Annotated in this window: 16 protein-coding genes, 4 tRNA genes, 1 pseudogene and 1 riboswitch; of the genes and pseudogenes, 5 read left to right on the forward strand and 16 right to left on the reverse strand. The window is 58.2% G+C overall.

Translation table 11 applies throughout. The annotated features are described in order from the left end of the window. Positions 1-169: 169 nt before the first annotated feature. The 7 genes from AC1DKH_RS28550 to AC1DKH_RS28580 all read right to left on the reverse strand — a co-directional run bounded on the left by AC1DKH_RS28550 (position 170) and on the right by AC1DKH_RS28580 (position 6,906). On the reverse strand, positions 170-1,555 hold the full coding sequence (locus tag AC1DKH_RS28550) for an MFS transporter (RefSeq protein ID WP_477752844.1): 1,386 nt from the start codon (positions 1,553-1,555) through the stop codon (positions 170-172). A 70-nt stretch (positions 1,556-1,625) separates the two neighbouring features. Further along, on the reverse strand, positions 1,626-2,870 hold the full coding sequence (locus AC1DKH_RS28555) for a glutamine synthetase family protein (protein ID WP_477800027.1): 1,245 nt from the start codon (positions 2,868-2,870) through the stop codon (positions 1,626-1,628). A gap of 201 nt (positions 2,871-3,071) precedes the next feature. Beyond that, positions 3,072-3,764, reverse strand: a complete 693-nt coding sequence (locus AC1DKH_RS28560; protein ID WP_477800019.1) for a sensor histidine kinase — start codon at positions 3,762-3,764, stop codon at positions 3,072-3,074. After that, positions 3,761-5,365, reverse strand: coding sequence for a response regulator (locus AC1DKH_RS28565; protein ID WP_477764830.1), 1,605 nt, complete (start codon positions 5,363-5,365; stop codon positions 3,761-3,763). Before AC1DKH_RS28565 ends, AC1DKH_RS28560 begins: the two co-directional genes overlap by 4 nt. 489 nt (positions 5,366-5,854) lie before the next feature. Further along, positions 5,855-6,475: a hypothetical protein gene (locus AC1DKH_RS28570; RefSeq protein ID WP_477800020.1), complete on the reverse strand. Its 621-nt coding sequence runs from the start codon at positions 6,473-6,475 to the stop codon at positions 5,855-5,857. Next, on the reverse strand, positions 6,475-6,660 hold the full coding sequence (locus AC1DKH_RS28575; protein ID WP_477800021.1) for a hypothetical protein: 186 nt from the start codon (positions 6,658-6,660) through the stop codon (positions 6,475-6,477). Before AC1DKH_RS28575 ends, AC1DKH_RS28570 begins: the two co-directional genes overlap by 1 nt. 169 nt (positions 6,661-6,829) lie before the next feature. Next, a tRNA-Arg gene (locus AC1DKH_RS28580) sits at positions 6,830-6,906 on the reverse strand. Positions 6,907-7,197: 291 nt separating this feature from the next. Between AC1DKH_RS28580 and AC1DKH_RS28585 the strand changes: the two are divergent. From AC1DKH_RS28585 to AC1DKH_RS28595, 3 genes and pseudogenes are all read left to right on the forward strand, one after another. Continuing rightward, a pseudogene (locus AC1DKH_RS28585) lies at positions 7,198-7,442 on the forward strand (hypothetical protein). A 23-nt stretch (positions 7,443-7,465) separates the two neighbouring features. Continuing rightward, on the forward strand, positions 7,466-7,645 hold the full coding sequence (locus AC1DKH_RS28590; RefSeq protein ID WP_477764834.1) for a PA3371 family protein: 180 nt from the start codon (positions 7,466-7,468) through the stop codon (positions 7,643-7,645). A gap of 413 nt (positions 7,646-8,058) precedes the next feature. Beyond that, entirely contained in the window at positions 8,059-8,385 is a 327-nt protein-coding gene (locus tag AC1DKH_RS28595) for an Arc family DNA-binding protein (RefSeq protein WP_003178899.1), read from the forward strand. Between the two features lie 252 nt (positions 8,386-8,637). Here the strand turns inward: AC1DKH_RS28595 and mgtE are convergent, their stop codons facing one another. Continuing rightward, positions 8,638-10,080, reverse strand: coding sequence for a magnesium transporter (mgtE, locus tag AC1DKH_RS28600; protein ID WP_477800022.1), 1,443 nt, complete (start codon positions 10,078-10,080; stop codon positions 8,638-8,640). Positions 10,081-10,400: 320 nt separating this feature from the next. Between mgtE and AC1DKH_RS28605 the strand changes: the two genes are divergently transcribed. Beyond that, positions 10,401-10,919 (forward strand): cell envelope protein SmpA, encoded by a 519-nt coding sequence (locus tag AC1DKH_RS28605; RefSeq protein ID WP_477764840.1) that lies wholly within the window; start codon positions 10,401-10,403, stop codon positions 10,917-10,919. A 19-nt stretch (positions 10,920-10,938) separates the two neighbouring features. Here the strand turns inward: AC1DKH_RS28605 and AC1DKH_RS28610 are convergent. The 7 genes from AC1DKH_RS28610 to ltaE form a co-directional block, all read right to left on the reverse strand. After that, positions 10,939-11,015: transfer RNA gene (locus AC1DKH_RS28610), tRNA-Arg, on the reverse strand. A gap of 72 nt (positions 11,016-11,087) precedes the next feature. Continuing rightward, a tRNA-Arg gene (locus AC1DKH_RS28615) sits at positions 11,088-11,164 on the reverse strand. A 107-nt stretch (positions 11,165-11,271) separates the two neighbouring features. After that, a tRNA-Ser gene (locus AC1DKH_RS28620) sits at positions 11,272-11,362 on the reverse strand. 62 nt (positions 11,363-11,424) lie between these two features. Continuing rightward, entirely contained in the window at positions 11,425-11,613 is a 189-nt protein-coding gene (gene csrA / locus AC1DKH_RS28625) for a carbon storage regulator CsrA (RefSeq protein WP_002554426.1), read from the reverse strand. A gap of 188 nt (positions 11,614-11,801) precedes the next feature. Then, on the reverse strand, positions 11,802-13,043 hold the full coding sequence (locus tag AC1DKH_RS28630) for an aspartate kinase (protein WP_007971040.1): 1,242 nt from the start codon (positions 13,041-13,043) through the stop codon (positions 11,802-11,804). 91 nt (positions 13,044-13,134) lie between these two features. Beyond that, positions 13,135-15,756, reverse strand: a complete 2,622-nt coding sequence (gene alaS, locus AC1DKH_RS28635) for an alanine--tRNA ligase (RefSeq protein ID WP_477800023.1) — start codon at positions 15,754-15,756, stop codon at positions 13,135-13,137. A 146-nt stretch (positions 15,757-15,902) separates the two neighbouring features. Next, positions 15,903-16,907, reverse strand: a complete 1,005-nt coding sequence (gene ltaE, locus AC1DKH_RS28640; protein ID WP_477752850.1) for a low-specificity L-threonine aldolase — start codon at positions 16,905-16,907, stop codon at positions 15,903-15,905. A gap of 196 nt (positions 16,908-17,103) precedes the next feature. Beyond that, positions 17,104-17,274: riboswitch (FMN riboswitch) on the forward strand. Positions 17,275-17,377: 103 nt separating this feature from the next. Here ltaE and AC1DKH_RS28645 point away from each other — a divergent pair. Beyond that, positions 17,378-17,890, forward strand: coding sequence for a 6,7-dimethyl-8-ribityllumazine synthase (locus AC1DKH_RS28645; RefSeq protein WP_477800024.1), 513 nt, complete (start codon positions 17,378-17,380; stop codon positions 17,888-17,890). Between the two features lie 169 nt (positions 17,891-18,059). Here the strand turns inward: AC1DKH_RS28645 and astE are convergent, their stop codons facing one another. Then, positions 18,060-19,070, reverse strand: a complete 1,011-nt coding sequence (gene astE / locus AC1DKH_RS28650) for a succinylglutamate desuccinylase (protein ID WP_477760165.1) — start codon at positions 19,068-19,070, stop codon at positions 18,060-18,062. Positions 19,071-19,082: the final 12 nt, after the last annotated feature.

A 19,082-nucleotide genomic window follows, 5' to 3' on the forward strand; every position in this document is an offset into this window, starting at 1 on the left:
TAAGGGCGGAACCCTAAGTGGCCGTTACCGCAGCAATGAATATGTACACCAGGAAGAAAATGCTCGGCCGTCAGTTGCCATCGCTGGCAAGTCGGATCGCCGCACCGCAGCTTCTACAGGTATCGGTGTTCCCCGGAATTCCGTGAAGAGCCTTTTTTTATGCCCTGATTTAAGGCCTGGCCTCGCTGAAGTTCGGGTCTCGCCCTGTATCAGGGTCTTGCGGTGGCTGATCGGTTTCATCCTCGGTTACATCAGCCTCAGGTTCTGATTCAGGCTCTGACCCGGTACTCACCGGATTTTGCATCTGATCCTGCACCACCTGCTCATCAACACGCGGGTCGAGGCAGGCCACCAGCGGTGAACTCGTCATGTTGTCCGGCATGGCCACGTGATGCAGCGGCGCATCTTCCACCTGATGCAGGTTGGTCACAGCTTTCGGGCGAATCCGCCATACCAGCACCAACGCAAAAAAACTGAAGAAGGCATAGAGCATCTGGCTGCCGAACAGCTTCATCAGCACGCCTGCCACCAGCGGCCCGATACTCGCGCCAACGCCGTAGGTCACCAGCAACATTGCCGTCAGGGATACCCGGCGATCGCCTTCGACATGGTCATTGGAGAACGCCACCGCCAACGGATACAGGCAGAACTGCACCAGCGAACAGACAAAACCGGCGATAAACAGAACCTCCAACGGCACCTGCGGCATGATCGCCAGCGGCAGTGCAGCCAGGGCCAGGCTGAATGCGAAACTGCGGATCAACACGGCCCGATCGTAGCGGTCGGACAACCAGCCCAACGGCCACTGCACCAGCAACCCGGCAAAAATACAGCTACCCATGAACAGGCCGACCTGCTCCGTGGACAATCCTTGCTGCGAGGCATACAGCGGCGCCAGACCGTAGAACGAACCGACGATCAGCCCTGCCCCGAGCACCGTACTCAATGATTGCGGCACACGCTTGATAAAGAACCGTGGCTCCATGGGCGCCGGATGCAAGGGTGCAGGGTGGATCCGCCGGGTCAGAGCCACGGGCACCAGGCACAGGGCGAAACACAGGGCGACCAGCATCAGCAGTTCCAGCCCCAGCGCCGGGTGCATGACCAGAATCAGTTGCCCCATCACCAGGCCCAGGTAAGAGGCGATCATGTAACCGCTGAACACCAACCCGCGCTGCTTGGCTTCGGCCTGTTCGTTCAGCCAGCTCTCGATCACCATGTACTGGCACATCATGCCGAGGCCGACGATCACCCGCAGGAACAGCCAGGCCGGCAGCCAGTCGATCAGGCCATGACCCAACACCGCCGCGCCGACGATTCCGGCACAGGCCGAGTAGGCCCGGATATGCCCGACCCGGGCAATCAACCGGTGACCGATCTTGCCCCCCAGCACCAGGCCGAAGTAGTTGGCGGCCATCAACGCACCGACCCACAGGCTGTCGACATGGTCGGCCGCCAGGCGCAGGCCCAGGTAAGTACTCAACAGGCCTGAACCGATCAACATCATCAGCGAGGCGAAATACAGTGCTCGAAAGGATTTCCAGATTTGGCGCATCGGCGTTCCGAGCGGCTCCTTGCAGTGATAATCGGCTATCGCTAAACGATAGCCGGATGTCGACGGATCGTCAGGCCTGGGCTGCTAAAACACGCCGTTCCCAGGGAGTAATTTCATTATGGAAACTGCTCAGCTCCAGGGTCTTCGAAGCGATGTAGCCTTCGATGAATTCCACGCCGAACAGTTCCTTGGCCAACTGGCTACGTTTCAGACGCTCCAGTGCCGCATGCAAGGTACAGGGCAACGAAAGATTGTCTGGCACTTCGAACTCACCCTGGATCGGCGCGCTCGGCTCTAACGCGTTCTCGATGCCATGCAACCCCGCCGCCAGGCTTGCGGCAATCGCCAGATACGGATTGGCATCAGCGCCCGGCAAGCGGTTCTCGACCCGGCGGGCCACCGGCAAACTGGCCGGTATGCGCAAGCCGGCTGCCCGGTTGTCATAGGACCAGCAGGCATTATTCGGTGAGGCGTAAGGGTGGCACAAGCGCTGATAGGAGTTCACGTTCGGCGCAAACAACGCAGTGAAGTCGGCCATGCACACTTGCTGTCCGGCAATGAAGTGACGGAAGGTTGCCGTCTCCCGCCCCGCCTTGTCACTGAACACGTTTTGCCCCGAATCGATCTCGACGACACTCTGGTGAATATGCATCGAACTGCCCGGCGTATGCGCCAGCGGCTTGGCCATGCACACCACGCTCAGGCCGTGCTTGAGGGCAACTTCCTTGAGCAAGTGCTTGAACAGGAACGTCTGGTCGGCCAGCAGCAATGGATCGCCATGCAGCAGATTGATCTCGAACTGGCTGACGCCCATTTCGTGCATGAACGTATCGCGGGGCAGCCCCAACGCAGCCATACATTCGTAGACTTCATTGAAGAAGGGGCGCAGCCCATTGTTGGAGCTGACGCTGAACGCCGACTGACCATCCTCGCGACGACCATCCAGCCCCAGCGGTGGCTGGAACGACTGAGTCGGGTCGGTGTTAGGCGCAAAAACGAAGAACTCAAGCTCGGTCGCCACCACGGGCGCCAGGCCGCGGGCCGCGTAACGGGCAATCACGGCCTTGAGCTGACCACGGGTCGACAGGCTGGAGCTGGTGGTGGTGCCCAGTTCATTCGCGTCGCAAATGGCGAAGCCCCGCGGTGGATGGCTCCAGGGCAAGCGGTGGATTTGTGCTGGGTCCGGGATCAGCGCCAGGTCGCCATCATCGCTGCCGTAAAAACGCGCCGGCGGGTATCCGCCCATGATGCATTGCAACAGCACGCCCCGCGCCATCTGCAAACGTCGACCGTCGAGAAACCCCTCGCAGGTCATCACTTTGCCCCGTGGAACGCCATTCAAATCCGGCGTGACACACTCAACTTCATCAATGCCGGTCAATCGCTGCGCGAGTGAACTCAGGCCAACGGTGGTCATGACGCAATCCTTGTTATTGTGCGGGCCGCGAACGGCGACCGTACAAAATAGGCTCCGCGTGTTCGGAATTTCAAGCAGCGTCGATAAATATGCTGCCAGTCAGGGCAGGTAAAGGCGGAACACCCCACCGCCCAACGGACCACCATTGCCGATTTCGGTGCGTCCGCCGACACCGTTGCGCTGATGCAACGCGGCAATTCGTCCGGCAAAGTACAGGCCCAACCCGGTGCTGCCGGTGCTTTGATTGATGCCCTGCACGTAATCGGCCTGGTGCTCGATCATCTGCGCCGGATACCCCTGGCCATCGTCATTGATGGTCAACACCAGTTGCCCGGCTTCGTCGCTGACGCTGATCAAAACGGCATGCCGCGCAAAGCGAATGGCATTGTTGATGCAGTTGGCCAATACCGACGCGATCAACTCACGGTCGAAGAAACCCAGCGGGCTCAGCGGGTCCACTTCATAGGTGGCCATGATGCCGCGGCTGGCGAACACTTCCTGATGGCAAGCCAATTGCGCTTCGATGAAGTCGTCCAGCTCATGGTAGGCCGGCCGCAACGGCATCTGGTTGACGCCGAGCTTGTACAGCCCCAGCAACTGCACCAGCATGCCATTGAGGTGGGCAAACTCGAAGTCGATCACGCCCTGCTCCGGCGTCTGCCGCGCCGCCTGCGGCAATCGCGCCAGCCAGTGGCTGTGGGCCTGCATCAGCATGGCCAGCGAGTTCTTCATATCGTGCACGGTAGAGGCGATCACCGTGGAAAAATCCAGTGCCTGTTGGTTGTCGTTCATTGGCCAAACGCCTTGCTTTTCAGCTTCTGGTAACGCGGATAACGCGCGTCGGAGTCGGGCATCAGGCCGACCATTTTCAGGCAGGTCCGGCATTCTTCCAGCTCCGCCGAAGGAACGCCGGTATCGGTGCCGTGCAACAACGACTGCGCCAGGTTCAGGGCGATACTGATGTTCTTCGGCTGCATCGCCAGGGCTTTGCGGAACACCGCTCGCGCCTCCACCAGATTGCCGGTCTTGTACACGCGCACGCCCTGACGGTTGAGTTCAGCGGCGGCGTTGCCGGAGTTGAGGATGCTCGGGTCGTCGGTCTGCTTGGCGATGTCCTTCATGACCACAGGATCGTCGCCGTAGATTTCCACGCAGTTTTTCAGCATCGCGGTACCGGCCTCGGTCTGCCCGAGCATCTTCAGCTGCTTGGCCACCAGCAACGCCGCTTCGGCGCTCATGAATTGCTCCATGCCATCCAGACGCAACAAGGCTTGCTCGGTGAGCTTGTCAGCCGTCTCGGCATCGTTGAGCAACAGGCTGGTGGCCTTCATCAGGCGCGCGCGGATTTGCAGGCCCGGATCGGAAGGGTTTTCCTTGGCCACGGCGCTCAACGTGGTGTTGATTTCCAGACGGGTCCGCGTGTCCAGGCCCCTTTCGCTGCCCTTGCTGATCAAGGCGTGGGCCAGGCCAAGATTGCTTTCGGCATCCTTGAACCGTGACTGCGCACCCTGGCTCACAGCCTGGCGATAGGCCTTGGCCGCCGTGTCGAAATCCTCGTTGGTCATCGCCAGCTTGCCCAGCAACGCCTGGCGGCGAACCGCCAGCGGCGACAGGCGAATCGCTTCCTCCAGAACACGCTGTGCACCCTTGGTATCGCCTTCGGCGACCAGCACGTCCGCCATGCCGTCATACAGCGACGGCATCATCGGGAAGACTTTCAGGGCTTTTTCGTAAATGCCTTTGGCCTGCGCGACCTGACCGCGCTTGAACAACAACTTGCCCAACCCGGCAAACGCCCATGGCAATGGGCGGTCGGCGATAATGCCGTCGTACAGGCGCTCCAGCGCTTCGTTCTGATTGAGGTCGCGCAGGGCATCGGCGCGATAGCGCAGGCACAGTGGCGAATAGCGGATGTCTTGCTTGCACAGGGCGATGCAGGCGTTGAGCACTTCCATCGGCTTGCCGCGATCAAGGGCCTGCAGGATCGGCTTGAGCAGGGTCTTGCGCTGCTCCAGGCGCTCCAGGCGCTGGGCCAGGCTGGATCGGTTGAACGGCTTGGTCAGGTAGGCATCGGGCTCGTGCTCCAGCGCACTGAGCACCATGGCCTGGCTGGTTTCGGCGGTGACCATGACGAACACTGCTTCATGGCTGATCAGCTTTTCTTCCATCAGGTCTTCGAGCACCTGTTGGCCGTTTTTCTTGCCGTCACCCAGGTGAAAGTCCTGCAGGATGAAGTCGTATTGCTTCTGCGAGCACATTTTCAGCGCCTGCTCGCCGGTATCGGCAGTGTCCACTTCCTTGACGCCCAGTTCGCGCAGCATCGACCTGACCGAACTGCGGAAGTCCGAGAAATCATCGACGATCAGAAAACGCTTTTGGTGATACGACAGCATCGAAGATTTCCAGGCAATTTAAGAAGAAGAACCCAAAGGCAAATACACGGACGGACTCAACTTCGCAGCCCTTGTTTTGGCGCGCAGATGATAACGGGTGGCACTAGGCTATCAAACACCTTCGCATAGACAATGAGCCCCCATGCCGACCGGAAGAGACGAACAAGTCCCTGACAGCCCGGGTTATCGGCCAGCAACAGCGTTCCCTTGAGAACCTTCCCCAACGCTCACCCTGAATAGGTGAAGGCGTTACTGAGAACGAGACATCGCGCACAAAAAAGCCCCGCCGGAATCAATCTTCCGGCGGGGCTTTTCTGGACAGCAAAGTGCTGATAAATGATGGTGTTCCAGGGCAGGTTCGAACTGCCAACCGTCCCCTTAGGAGGGTCAAATTAGAAGCGGCTCCACTTGAGACAACCCAGCAATTACGGGGATGCGTCAAACAGAGAAGCACCACAAACCCAACGCTCGAGTAAAGGGTGACTACGATCACGGCTGAAGCGGTCTACCATCCTCGCCTAATGGCCGAAAATAACCTTTAATGCGCCTAGAATTGCGTACACAAAGCTGGATGTGTGTCTTCTGACGGAACAGTGTTCCAGGAAAGAGCTCATCTCCTTCCCAGAATGGGGCTCGGACTGAGTCAAACGGATCCAACTGACCCTCCTCACGCAACCCATGCAGAGTCTCGAAGACCGCGCAATCGAGATGCCGCTTGAGCAAGTCCAGATCGCCCATGAAGCCCGGTTCATTGATCGGCATAGCGGTTTGAGCATCTGCCGAAATAGAAGCAAGATCACTATGCGCCTGCTGCACAAGGATCAAAGCATTCTCGTCGGTGAGGTTAAGGCAAAACCCCAAATCAATCACAGCCCCAACAACGAACGGATTGTTGATCGCCTTTATGGCGCGCTTATCATGATCGCGGAGAAAGGTTGCATAGTTCAGCGCTCGCTCTGGATTGTTCTCCCAGAAATAAACGCCTTTGCCGAGCCAGTCGTATGAGTTTTTGCTGGGATTCAGCTGAGTGTTGCCGGAAAGCACCATCTCGCCTGTTTCTCGGTCACACCCATGAAATCCCAGGACGAACGAGGGAAGAAGCTGATACATCAACGATAGGCTTCGTCGAGCTCGCCTTTTTGATCGACTATACCAATCCGCTGGAGGAAGGTTTTAGCTGACTTTTTGTCTTGGGATACAGCTTGGGCTGCCTGGTGAATACGCGTAGCAGCCTCAGCATACGAAAGACGCTGGTTCTCGCGGAACTCATCAAGTCGCAATGTCTTGGCCTGCATAGAAAACTTCTGGCAGTGATTCTATCTGTAGGGGAAATGTACTGAACTCTAGTCCAGCTATCAAACGCCAGCCATCCGACTGGCAGCCCGGCAAACACCAAGGAGTGCGTTTTGCCCCCCTTCAGAAACCAGCTTAGCAACGCAGACAACCCGAGTTGCCTGATTTATATGGTGTCCCAGGGCAGGTTCGAACTGCCAACCTTCCCCTTAGGAGGGGGATGCTCTATCCAATTGAGCTACTGGGACACAATTCGGCCGCGACGAAAACGCAGCGCGATGGACGGCGTGCATGTTAACGGCCGGGCCGGCTTTTGTCATGTCGTCCGTTGGGCTTTTTAAGTGTAGGCAGACGCCTCGGCCAGGCGCGGACTTGTTTACCGTACAAATTGCATTACTGCAAAAAGCCATCATTGCAAAATGCAAGACCCGGCTTTCGCAAAAATATCTTAATTCATTGTTTTTAAAGAATTTAATTGTCGATAGACTCTGGCATACGAGCTACTTCAACTGTTCTCACAGAACAACGGAGGCCGCCTCATGAACAGCGCCCTTTTACTCTCGAGTTCAATCGCTCTGACGGTTTGCCGGGTTTTCATTTTACCCACGAGAGCGGTGCTACGCAGGTTGCCCAGCGAATGCCACATTACCTTCAACCGCAGAAAGCGCCGCAGTTGGCCGTGATGAGCAGCCAGCACGGCTTTGTCAGTCAGGAGGTCAGCCAGGAGGTCAGCCAGGAAACCATCCTGGTACCGGCTCCGTCTGCCGAACGCTTGGTATTTTGAATGACCCTCACCAGGAGCACAGCATGTCCAAACCAGCCGCGAGTTTCTTCATCCTCGCCTTGTTGAGCGGCATTTTTCATCTGTCATTGACCCAGGACATGGTCGTCACCCTCCCCCTGATTGTCTGTGGTGTATTCAGCGCTCTGTTCGTGCTCGCACTGATTGCCGGACGCAAGATCAAGTTTGATCCGGTCCTGCGTTAATCCAGGTATGGCAGATCCGGCGCAAAGGCCTGCCATCCATCCTGAATTCCCCCCCCTCCATACGACTCTCCCTAGTAAATCGGCCATTTGCCACTATTCTGTAAAAGGCAAGGAACAGGGATCGAGTCCGCTTTTGCTGCCCGTCAGAAACCTTTCGTCGGGTGGAGAATGTGTTAAGCGATACGAACCGGTCGAACTTTTCAAACCAGTCAGCATTTCTGATAATTGGTGCTGGCATAAAGCCTTTATACAGTTCAATATTTGTCACAGAATTGACGCCAAGGATCTGGCTTGTTTGGGGCATGATGCGCGCCTCTATCAATTCAGGTTGAACATTTGGTCAGAGCGCTTGTCCTACCAGACATCCTGCGGCCAATCCCGAAACCGCTCCCCTGAACTAACCGGTTAAATATATGCGCCCATTGAAACAGGCAATTTATTCCAGCCGTACGGCTGACAAGTTCGTCGTACGTCTGCCAGACGGAATGCGTGAACGCATTGCCGAGGTGGCTCGCAATCATCATCGCAGCATGAACTCCGAAATCATTGCGCGTCTTGAGCAAAGTCTTATTCAGGAAGGTGCACTGGGAGAAGAGCTGAGCATGCGCCTGGACAGCCCGGAGCTTTCCTTGCACGAACGCGAGCTGCTGCAGCGCTTCCGCCAACTTTCCCACCGACAGCAGAACGCCCTGGTTTCGCTGATCGCTCATGACGCTGAAATGGCCGCCGACGCGTCCTGATTCAGCCAGAAAGCTCAAGCCAGCCTGATCGCTGGCTTTTTTTTGCCTGAAATCCGGGCACAAAAAACCCGCCTGACGGGGTAATGCTGTTCACTTAAGCGAAGGTGGTCTTCTGTAGGAGCGAGCTTGCTCGCGATGGACTCAAGAGCGCCGCGTTTAGCCAGTAAATACGCGTTATCGTTAACGACCATCGCGAGCAAGCTCGCTCCTACACAGCATTACGCCTGACGGCGGGTTTTAGTGAAACGGACTTTAGAGCAGGAAGATTGTCGCAAGCCCCAGGAAGATGAAAAAGCCGCCGCTGTCGGTCACGGCAGTAATCATCACACTGGCGCCCATTGCAGGATCACGCCCCATCTTCGCCAGGGTCATCGGAATCAAGACCCCCATCAACGCCGCCAGCAACAGGTTGAGCGTCATCGCGGCGGTCATCACCACGCCCAATGACCAACTGCCATAGAGCAGGTAGGCAACCACACCAATCACCCCGCCCCAGATCACGCCGTTGATCAACGCGACGGCCAATTCCTTGCGCATCAGGCGCGAGGTATTGCCGGTGCTCACCTGGTCCAGCGCCATGGCCCGAACAATCATGGTGATGGTCTGGTTACCCGAGTTACCACCGATCCCCGCCACGATCGGCATCAAAGCCGCAAGCGCCACGAGCTTCTCGATCGAACCTTCAAACAAACCGATGACCCGAGAAGCCACGAACGCGGTAATCAGGTTGATCGCCAGCCAGGCCCAACGGTTACGCAGGGACTTCCAGACCGACGCAAAAATGTCTTCTTCTTCACGCAGACCCGCCATGTTGAGAACTTCGCTTTCGCTCTCTTCACGGATCAGGTCGACCATTTCATCGATGGTCAGACGGCCGATCAGCTTGCCGTTCTTGTCGACCACAGGCGCGGAGATCAAGTCGTAACGCTCGAAGGCCTGGGCCGCATCGTAGGCGTCTTCATCCGGGTGGAAGCTCACCGGATCGCTGGCCATCACCTCGGAAACCTGTTTGTCCGGATCGTTGACCAGCAAACGCTTGATCGGCAACACGCCCTTGAGGACGCCGCCGTAGTCGACCACGAACAGCTTGTCGGTATGGCCCGGCAACTCCTTGAGACGGCGCAGATAACGCAAGACCACTTCGAGGCTGACATCCTCGCGAATGGTCACCATCTCGAAGTCCATCAGCGCACCGACCTGCTCCTCGTCGTAGGACAGAGCCGAACGCACACGCTCGCGTTGTTGCTGGTCGAGGGTCTCCATGAGCTCATGGACGACGTCTCGCGGCAGCTCGGAGGCCAGGTCAGCGAGTTCGTCGGCATCCATGTCCTTGGCGGCTGCCAGGAGCTCGTGATCGTCCATGTCGGCGATCAGCGATTCACGGACCGAATCGGATACTTCAAGAAGGATGTCGCCGTCGCGATCGGCCTTGACCAGTTGCCAGAGCGTCAGACGTTCGTCCAGCGGCAAGGCTTCAAGGATGTAGGCGACGTCGGCGGAGTGCAGGTCATCGAGCTTGCGTTGCAACTCGACGAGGTTCTGCCGGTGGACCAGGTTCTCGACCCGGTCATGATGCGGGCCTTCCTGGCGGTGAGTCAGGTCTTCTACCACTCGCTGGCGCTGCAGCAACTCAACCACCTGAGCCAGGCGATCCTGCAAGCTTTCCTGCGTTTTCTTTACTTCAACATCGGACATAGGCGAACTCCACTCCCAGCAGCGGGGCACGCCGGAAGGATCAATCAGTCAATTCATGATTGGTGAAACGGGGTACTGAGTAACTACTGGGTAAGTCCATGGAGGTATTCCACAAGCCCCGGCGGGGCTGACGGGCGCAATGATACACCGCCTGACGGTTTTAAACGTTAAAAAATCTTGGCTGAAACAAGCGCTTGCACAACAAACCTGAGCATCGTCCTGATCCGCAAAAATGCGACGACGCATTCCGAAAAGAAAACACACCCCCCTCGAAAATTGTAGCCGCTACCCTTGAAAAGGAACGTCATGGAGGATGCCTGATGCCATCAGTTGCACAATTCTTATTACTGCTCGGCCTGCTCAGCCCCCTACCCCTGGCGCTCGCCACCACCGTTCAGCGCTGCGAGGCGGCCAATGGGCGCATTACCTTCACCACACTGAGTTGTGCCACGGGAGAAAGCGTTTCACTTCAGGACGTACGTGCCTTTACACCCGGCAGCACGATGGCGCTTATGCCACCAGCCGAACCCCGTGAAACATCAGGAATGAAAATCCAAAGGAAAGACCCGACCGTGGTCGGTCAGGCGCAGGACAAGTGCGGAAACCTGATCAGTGCCAGGGAGCGCCGTGAAGCAATCATCAATCAGCGAGTGGTCGCCGGCATGAGCCAGCAAGACGTCGAAAGCGCCCTCGGCAAGCCGGACAAGATCAGTATTCGCAATTCAGCTACGAGCTACCGTTACGACACCCTGCGAGGTCGCAGTGCACAGGTGGAGTTCGACGAGAGGGGATGCACGAAAGGAAAAGCCAAATCCCGGACGGCAAAAAGCCCGCATTAAATGCGGGCTTTCTGTTGTATGGTGCACTCGACAGGATTCGAACCTGTGACCGCTCGGTTCGTAGCCGAGTACTCTATCCAGCTGAGCTACGAGTGCAATTTGTGTTTTTAGACCAGACCACAACTGGTTGAAACCAAGTTACTTGCATTACTGCAACTAACTCTTAAATGGTGCACTCGACAGGATTCGAACCTGTGACCGCTCGGTTCGTAGCCGAGTACTCTATCCAGCTGAGCTACGAGTGCATTTGTTGCCGCGCATTATAGGCCGTCTAATCTCTATGTCAAACACTTTTTTTAGTAATTTCAACAACTTACCGAAAAAGCCAGATTACAACGTACTACGCAAATAATGGCGGAGAACGGGGGATTCGAACCCCCGACACCCTTTTGAGGTGTACTCCCTTAGCAGGGGAGCGCCTTCGGCCACTCGGCCAGCTCTCCGCAACACGGGGCGTATATTAACCAGCTTCTTCCCCGTTTGCAAACATAAAAAACGATAAAAATTAATGGCTTGGTTCTTCGTCCTTCTCTTTCTTGATACGCAGGTAAATTTCCTCCCGGTGAACAGCCACCTCTTTGGGGGCATTAACACCGATGCGCACTTGATTTCCTTTGACGCCGAGCACGGTCACGGTGATTTCGCCATCACCGATAATCAGGCTTTCTGCGCACCGACGAGTCAGAATCAGCATACCTTTCTCCTCACGCATTACATTTCAGGGACAACAGTCTGCAAAAAAAAGGCACTCGACCCACAACCGGAGCGGTCGCAGCCCTACATGCCTGAGTATTGACTAGCGCGAGCAAAAGAACAGGCTCGGGGGTCACGCCATTCAAAAAAACAAAAGGCGCGGTCAGACCGCGCCTTTTGGCAAACGCATCACTCGCCCTGGCGGGCCGGTGCGTCCAGTTCGAAAGCCGTGTGCAGAGCGCGCACAGCCAGTTCCAGGTACTTCTCTTCGATCACTACGGAGACTTTGATTTCCGAGGTCGAGATCATCTGGATGTTGATGCTTTCCTTGGCCAGGGATTCGAACATGCGGCTGGCCACGCCTGCGTGAGAACGCATGCCAACGCCGACGATCGACACCTTGGCGATCTTGGTGTCGCCCACGACTTCACGGGCACCCAGCTCGCCAGCGGTTTTTTCCAGCACGGCCTGCGCCGCCTGGTAGTCGTTACGGTGCACGGTGAAGGTGAAGTCGGTGGTGTTATCGTGCGCGACGTTCTGCACGATCATGTCGACTTCAATGTTCGCGGCACTGATCGGGCCGAGAATCTTGAAGGCAACGCCCGGGATGTCTGGCACGCCACGGATGGTCAGCTTGGCTTCATCGCGGTTGAAAGCGATACCGGAAATGATCGGCTGTTCCATGGTTTCCTCTTCATCAATAGTAATGAGGGTGCCCGGACCCTCCTTGAAGCTGTGCAGTACGCGCAGCGGAACGTTGTACTTGCCGGCGAACTCGACCGCGCGGATCTGCAACACCTTGGAACCGAGGCTGGCCATTTCCAGCATCTCTTCAAAGGTGATCTTGTCCAGGCGCTGAGCCACGGACACCACACGCGGGTCGGTGGTGTAGACACCGTCGACGTCGGTGTAGATCTGGCATTCGTCAGCCTTCAGGGCTGCCGCCAGCGCCACGCCGGTGGTGTCGGAACCGCCACGACCGAGGGTGGTGATGTTGCCGTGCTCGTCGACGCCCTGGAAACCGGCGACAACCACCACACGACCCGCCTTCAGGTCACCGCGAATCTTCTGGTCATCGATCTGCAGGATACGCGCTTTATTGTGTGCGCTATCCGTCAGAATCCGCACCTGGTTGCCGGTGTAGGACACCGCCGGCACGCCACGCTTGATCAGCGCCATGGCCAACAGGGCAATCGTCACCTGCTCACCGGTGGAAACGATCACGTCCAGCTCGCGCGGAACCGGTTGGCCGTCGCCACTGATTTGCTTGGCCAGATCGATCAGACGGTTGGTTTCGCCGCTCATTGCAGACAGCACAACCACCAGGTCATCGCCGGCATCGCGGAATTTCTTAACCTTGTCGGCGACCTGCTCGATTCTCTCGACGGTGCCGACCGAGGTGCCTCCAAATTTCTGTACGATCAAAGCCATTTCAAAGCCGCCTCTGCCCATGAAGGGCGCCCAAATAATCACTCGAACAGTATTGCGGCCCACCACTAGACTGCGGGCCGCAAGTACTGCCTTATAGACCCTGCTCTACAAACGGAACGGTCAGGGCCAGTGCCGCATCCAGTGCGCCAGCGTCGGTACCGCCGCCTTGCGCCATGTCTGGACGACCACCGCCCTTCCCGCCCACTGCCGCAGCGGCTTGCTTCATCAAATCACCGGCTTTGAGTTGGCCAGTCAGGTCTTTGGTTACGCCTGCAACCAGAACAACCTTTTCCTCATGGACACTGCCGAGCAGGATCACTGCGCGGCCGAGTTTGTTTTTCAGTTGATCGACCAGCGCCAGCAGCGCCTTGCCATCCTGACCGTCCAGACGCACGGCCAGCACTTTCACGTCCTTGACGTCCAGCGCCTGGGCCGACAGATCGTCGCCCGCGGCACTGGCAGCCTTGGCCTGCAACTGCTCGAGTTGCTTCTCCAGCAGACGGTTGCGCTCCAGCACAGCCGACAGCTTGTCGATCAGGTTGTCGCGGCTGCCCTTGACCAGGCTGGCCGCTTCCTTGAGTTGTTCTTCCGCCGCGTTCAAGTAGGCCAGCGCTTGCGCACCGGTGACGGCTTCGATACGACGCACACCCGATGCCACACCGCCTTCGCTGATGATTTTCAGCAGGCCGATGTCGCCGGTACGGCTGGCGTGGATACCGCCGCACAGCTCGACGGAGAAATCGCCCATGCTCAGTACACGCACGTTGTCGCCGTATTTCTCGCCGAACAGCGCCATGGCGCCCTTTTGCTTGGCGGTTTCGATATCGGTTTCTTCGGTTTCAACTTCGGAGTTCTTGCGAATCTCGGCGTTGACGATGTCTTCCAGCGCTTTCAGTTGTTCAGGCTTGATGGCTTCGAAGTGACTGAAGTCAAAACGCAGGCGCTGACTGTCGACCAACGAGCCTTTCTGTTGAACGTGATCGCCCAGCACCTGGCGCAATGCAGCGTGCAGCAAGTGAGTCGCGGAGTGGTTCAACGACGTGGCGTGACGCACCTCGGCATCAACGTGGGTCTCGACCGGCGTACCAACGATCAGGCTACCCGAATCCAGGATACCGTGGTGCAGGAATGCACCGCCGGTCTTGGTGGTGTCACGCACGTCGAAACGCGCGCTGCCCGCCTGCAGGTAACCGCAATCACCGATCTGGCCACCGGACTCGGCGTAGAACGGCGTCTTGTCGAGAACGATCACGCCCTCATCGCCTTCGCTCAATACGTCGACCGACTGGCCATCTTTATACAGCGCAACGATTTTGGCGGAACCGCTGTGAGCGATGTAACCGGTGAACTCGGTGGCCACGTCAACCTTGACCAGGCTGTTGTAGTCCATGCCGAAGGAGCTGGCGGAACGGGCACGGACGCGCTGGGCTTCCATCTCACGCTCGAAACCTGCTTCGTCGATGGTCAGGCTGCGCTCGCGAGCGATGTCGCCGGTCAGGTCCATCGGGAAACCGTAGGTATCATAGAGTTTGAACACTACGTCGCCGGGCACCACGTCGCCTTTGAGTTCGGCCAGATCCTGCTCGAGGATCTTCAGGCCCTGCTCCAGGGTCTTGGCGAATTGCTCTTCTTCGGCCTTCAGCACGCGCTCGATGTGTGCCTGCTGGGATTTCAGTTCCGGGAAAGCTTCGCCCATCTCGGCAACCAGGGCTGCGACGATCTGGTAGAAGAAGCTGCCCTTGGCGCCCAATTTGTTACCGTGACGGCAGGCGCGACGGATGATCCGGCGCAGCACGTAACCGCGGCCTTCGTTGGACGGCAGCACGCCGTCGGCGATCAGGAAACCGCAGGAACGGATGTGGTCAGCCACCACTTTCAGCGAAGCCTGGGCGTCATTGGTGCAACCAATGGCCTTGGCCGAAGCGGTCAGCAAGCTCTGGAACAGGTCGATTTCATAGTTCGAGTGAACGTGCTGCAGCACGGCACTGATCCGCTCCAGGCCCATGCCGGTGTCGACCGACGGCGCTGGCAGCGGGTGCAACACGCCATCGGCGGTGCGGTTGAACTGCATGAACACGTTGTTCCAGATTTCGATGTAGCGGTCACCGTCTTCTTCCGGCGAGCCCGGTGGGCCGCCCCAGATGTCGGCGCCGTGATCGTAGAAAATCTCGGTGCAAGGACCGCACGGGCCGGTATCGCCCATGGTCCAGAAGTTGTCGGAGGCGTACGGCGCGCCCTTGTTGTCGCCGATGCGCACCATGCGCTCGGCCGGAACGCCGATGTCCTTGGTCCAGATGTCGTACGCCTCGTCATCGCTGGCGTAGACGGTGACCCAGAGCTTTTCCTTCGGCAGGTTCAGCCACTTGTCGGACGTCAGGAAGTTCCAGGCGTAGGTGATGGCATCACGCTTGAAGTAATCGCCGAAGCTGAAGTTACCCAGCATTTCGAAGAAGGTGTGGTGACGGGCGGTATAACCGACGTTTTCCAGGTCGTTGTGCTTGCCGCCGGCGCGCACGCATTTCTGGCTGCTGACCGCGCGGGTGTACGCGCGTTTTTCCTGGCCCAGGAAGCAGTCCTTGAACTGGTTCATCCCCGCGTTAGTGAACAGCAGGGTTGGGTCGTTGCCCGGAATCAAAGAGCTGGAGGCTACACGGGTGTGGCCTTGCTCTTCGAAGAAGCGAAGGAAGGCTTCACGGATTTCTGCGCTTTTCATTAGGTTCTTCCACGGAGGCTGCGGCCAAAGGCCTGTTCGAAACGTCAACAGACGAAGCGACGGCAAAGGGCCGCATTATATCGGCCCAGCGCGCGGGGTACAGCGTGTTTATACGATAGAAACGCTCAATTGGAGCGCTAACGCTATCACTTGCGCGAAAAGCCGACGAATGTCGCGACGACTTGCTCGATTTGCGCACGGCTGACGTCCATGTGCGTGACCATACGCAGACGCGCGGCGGCACTGAGCTTGATCCCGCGCTCGGCGGCAAAGGCCTTGATGGCCTCGGCCTGGTCGCCCATCTGCACGTAAACCATGTTGGTCTGCACCGGTTCGACTTCGAAACCCGCCGCCCGCAGGCCTTCGGCCAGGTATTGCGCGTTGGCGTGGTCATCGGCCAGGCGCTGAACGTTGTGATCCAGCGCGTACAGGCCTGCCGCCGCCAGAATCCCGGCCTGACGCATGCCACCACCGACCATCTTGCGCAGGCGCCGGGCCTTGCCGATCAGCTCGGCCGAGCCGCACAGCACCGAACCGACCGGGGCGCCCAACCCTTTGGACAGGCACACCGAGACGGAATCGAAATACTGGGTGATTTCCCGGGCATCGACACCCAGCTTGACCGCAGCGTTGTACAGGCGAGCCCCATCCAGATGCAGCTGCAAACCGTTTTCGCGGGTAAAACTGCGCGCCCGCGCCAGGTACTCCAGCGGCAGGACCTTGCCTTGCATGGTGTTTTCCAGCGCCAGCAAGCGGGTACGCGCAAAGTGGAAGTCGTCCGGTTTGATCGCTGCGGCGACGTGGGTCAGGTCCAGCGAACCGTCGGCCTGCACTTCCAGCGGTTGCGGCTGGATCGAACCGAGCACCGCCGCACCGCCACCTTCGTACTTATAGGTGTGAGCCTGCTGGCCGACGATGTACTCGTCACCGCGTTCGCAGTGGGCCATCAAACCCAGCAGATTGCTCATGGTCCCGGTTGGCACGAACAGCGCTGCGGCAAAACCCAGCCGTTTTGCCAATTCAGCTTCCAGACGATTGACCGTCGGATCTTCGCCATACACGTCGTCACCGGTGGCCGCAGTGGTCATCGCGTCGAGCATGCCGGCGCAAGGTTGGGTGACGGTGTCGCTGCGAAGATCGATAACGCTCATGAATCCGGCCTCGGTAAGCAGGGGAAATCCCTTTCAGGAAAGAATTACTGCGGGCATGGCGACGATTAATCAACCCTTGCGTAGGAAAAGGCCGATTAATCCAACGGAAAAGTCGATGACAATCATCCAAAAGGGGCCATGCGCATACCGCAAATATGTGATAAAAACGCTGCGCCGCCAAACATTTGGGCGGCAAAAACGTTCTCAGGGCGGGGTGCAACTCCCCACCGGCGGTAATTGCGCACAATGCGCATAGCCCGCGAGCGCTTGGTGACAGCACGGCTTCGGCGGTGCCTGGCAGCAAGGTCAGCAGACCCGGTGTGATCCCGGGGCCGACGGTCATAGTCCGGATGAAGAGAGAACGGGATTGACAACAAAGGGCCGTCCGCCGGCATTCGTGCGAGCGTGCGTACCCTCAAATCCCCTTCGATTCATAACGCCCTGTTTTTCACACAAACAGGAGTCAGAACATGCAACCCACCGCAATTGACAGCAAAGCCAAAAACCATCACGGCGAGCGCGTTGCGTTCATCCAGGCCTGCTGGCACAAGGATATTGTCGATCAGAGCCGTAAAGGCTTCGTCGCCGAAATGATTGCCCAGGGTTATCAGGAATCCGACATCGACTTCTTCGAAGTCGGCGGCGCCTTTGAAATGCCCCTGCACGCCAAGTTGCTGGCCAGGACCGGTCGTTATGCCGGCATCGTCGCGGCAGCCCTGGTGGTGGACGGCGGGATCTACCGTCACGAGTTCGTCGCCCAGTCGGTGGTCAGCGGCCTGATGCAGGTGCAACTGGAAACCGAAGTGCCGGTGTTCTCGGTGTCCCTGACCCCGCACCACTTCCATGCCGGCGAAGAACTGCATCACAAGTTCTTCTTCGATCACTTCGTGCACAAAGGCCAGGAAGCGGCAAAGACGTGTGCCGATACGCTGCACAAGATCCGCGCATTGCGCCGCACCGAGCCACGCGCGCTAGCCGTCTAAACACAAATCTTGCGATCCGGGTGATGTTTCTGGCGTCACCCAAATCAACTGTGGGAGCGAGCTTGCTCGCGATAGCGGTGTATCAGTCAACATATTCATCGACTGATAGTCCGCTATCGCGAGCAAGCTCGCTCCCACAGGGGTTTTTATGTCTGGCTTCAGCTTGTGGTCAGGCCAGGTTTTCGTCGGTGGTCGGCACGACCAGGATGCCGGCACGCAAACCGTTCTTCACCTTGGGGTTCGGGAAGATGATCCGGGCGCCCTCCTCCTCGATGATCCAGCGGGTGTTGGCGATGTCTTCCGCCAGCAGATAACCCACTTCCAGCTCCGAAAAGTTCTCGATGTCCGCCGGCAGGTTCAGGCGGAAGCTGTCGCTGTGCTTGATGATTTCCCGTGCCACGCTGTACAGCTGCAAACCGTCCAGTGCTTCGTCAGTCAATTCCGGCTCGGTGCCTTCGATGATCTGCTTGAGGCGCGCCTCCAGCAGCGAGACATTGACCCCGGCGTTCTGCCCGAATGGCCGCGCCTTGCCGAGCTCCAGGGTGAAAGCCTCGGCACCGAGCTTGTCGTAGGTGTAGGCGCTGAACACGATGGACGGCTTGTTCTGCAGCAACACCGCTTCCATGCCGGCGGCGCGCAGGCGTGCCAGTTCCTGACGCGAATGCTGACGGTCTTCTTTCCATGGGTACAAGGCGAACTGCTCGATTTTCGAGCCACGAATGGCCGTGTGCAGGTCGTAATGCAGGCGCTGACGATCAGGCAGACTGAAGAAACTCGCCGCCAACCGCTCCAGCTCACAAGCACGCAAGGCTTCGGAGCCACTGCTTTGTTCATGACGGCCATTGAACAGCCGATTGACGTCCTGCTCGACGAAACGCTCGCCCTTGCGAATCGCCTCTGGGTTGCCGAACAGGAACAGAATACGTGCGCGCGGCTTCAAGTCGCCGCGGGCAATGTCGTGCAACAGGCGATCGAGCAACTCGATCGGCGCTGTTTCATTGCCGTGGATCCCCGCCGACAGCAGCAGGTCCAGGCCATTGTCACGCGCTTCAGGTGGCCGGACTTCCAGCGCACCTTCGCTCAACCAGCGCATGCGCACGCCTTCGACAGTCAGTTGAGTCTTCTCCGCCGGTTCACGGCCGGCGAGGGTCAGTTCAAGCAGTTTGCCGAGGGCGAGCATAGAGCGGTTTCC

Source organism: Pseudomonas sp. 05L36, assembly GCF_056398125.1.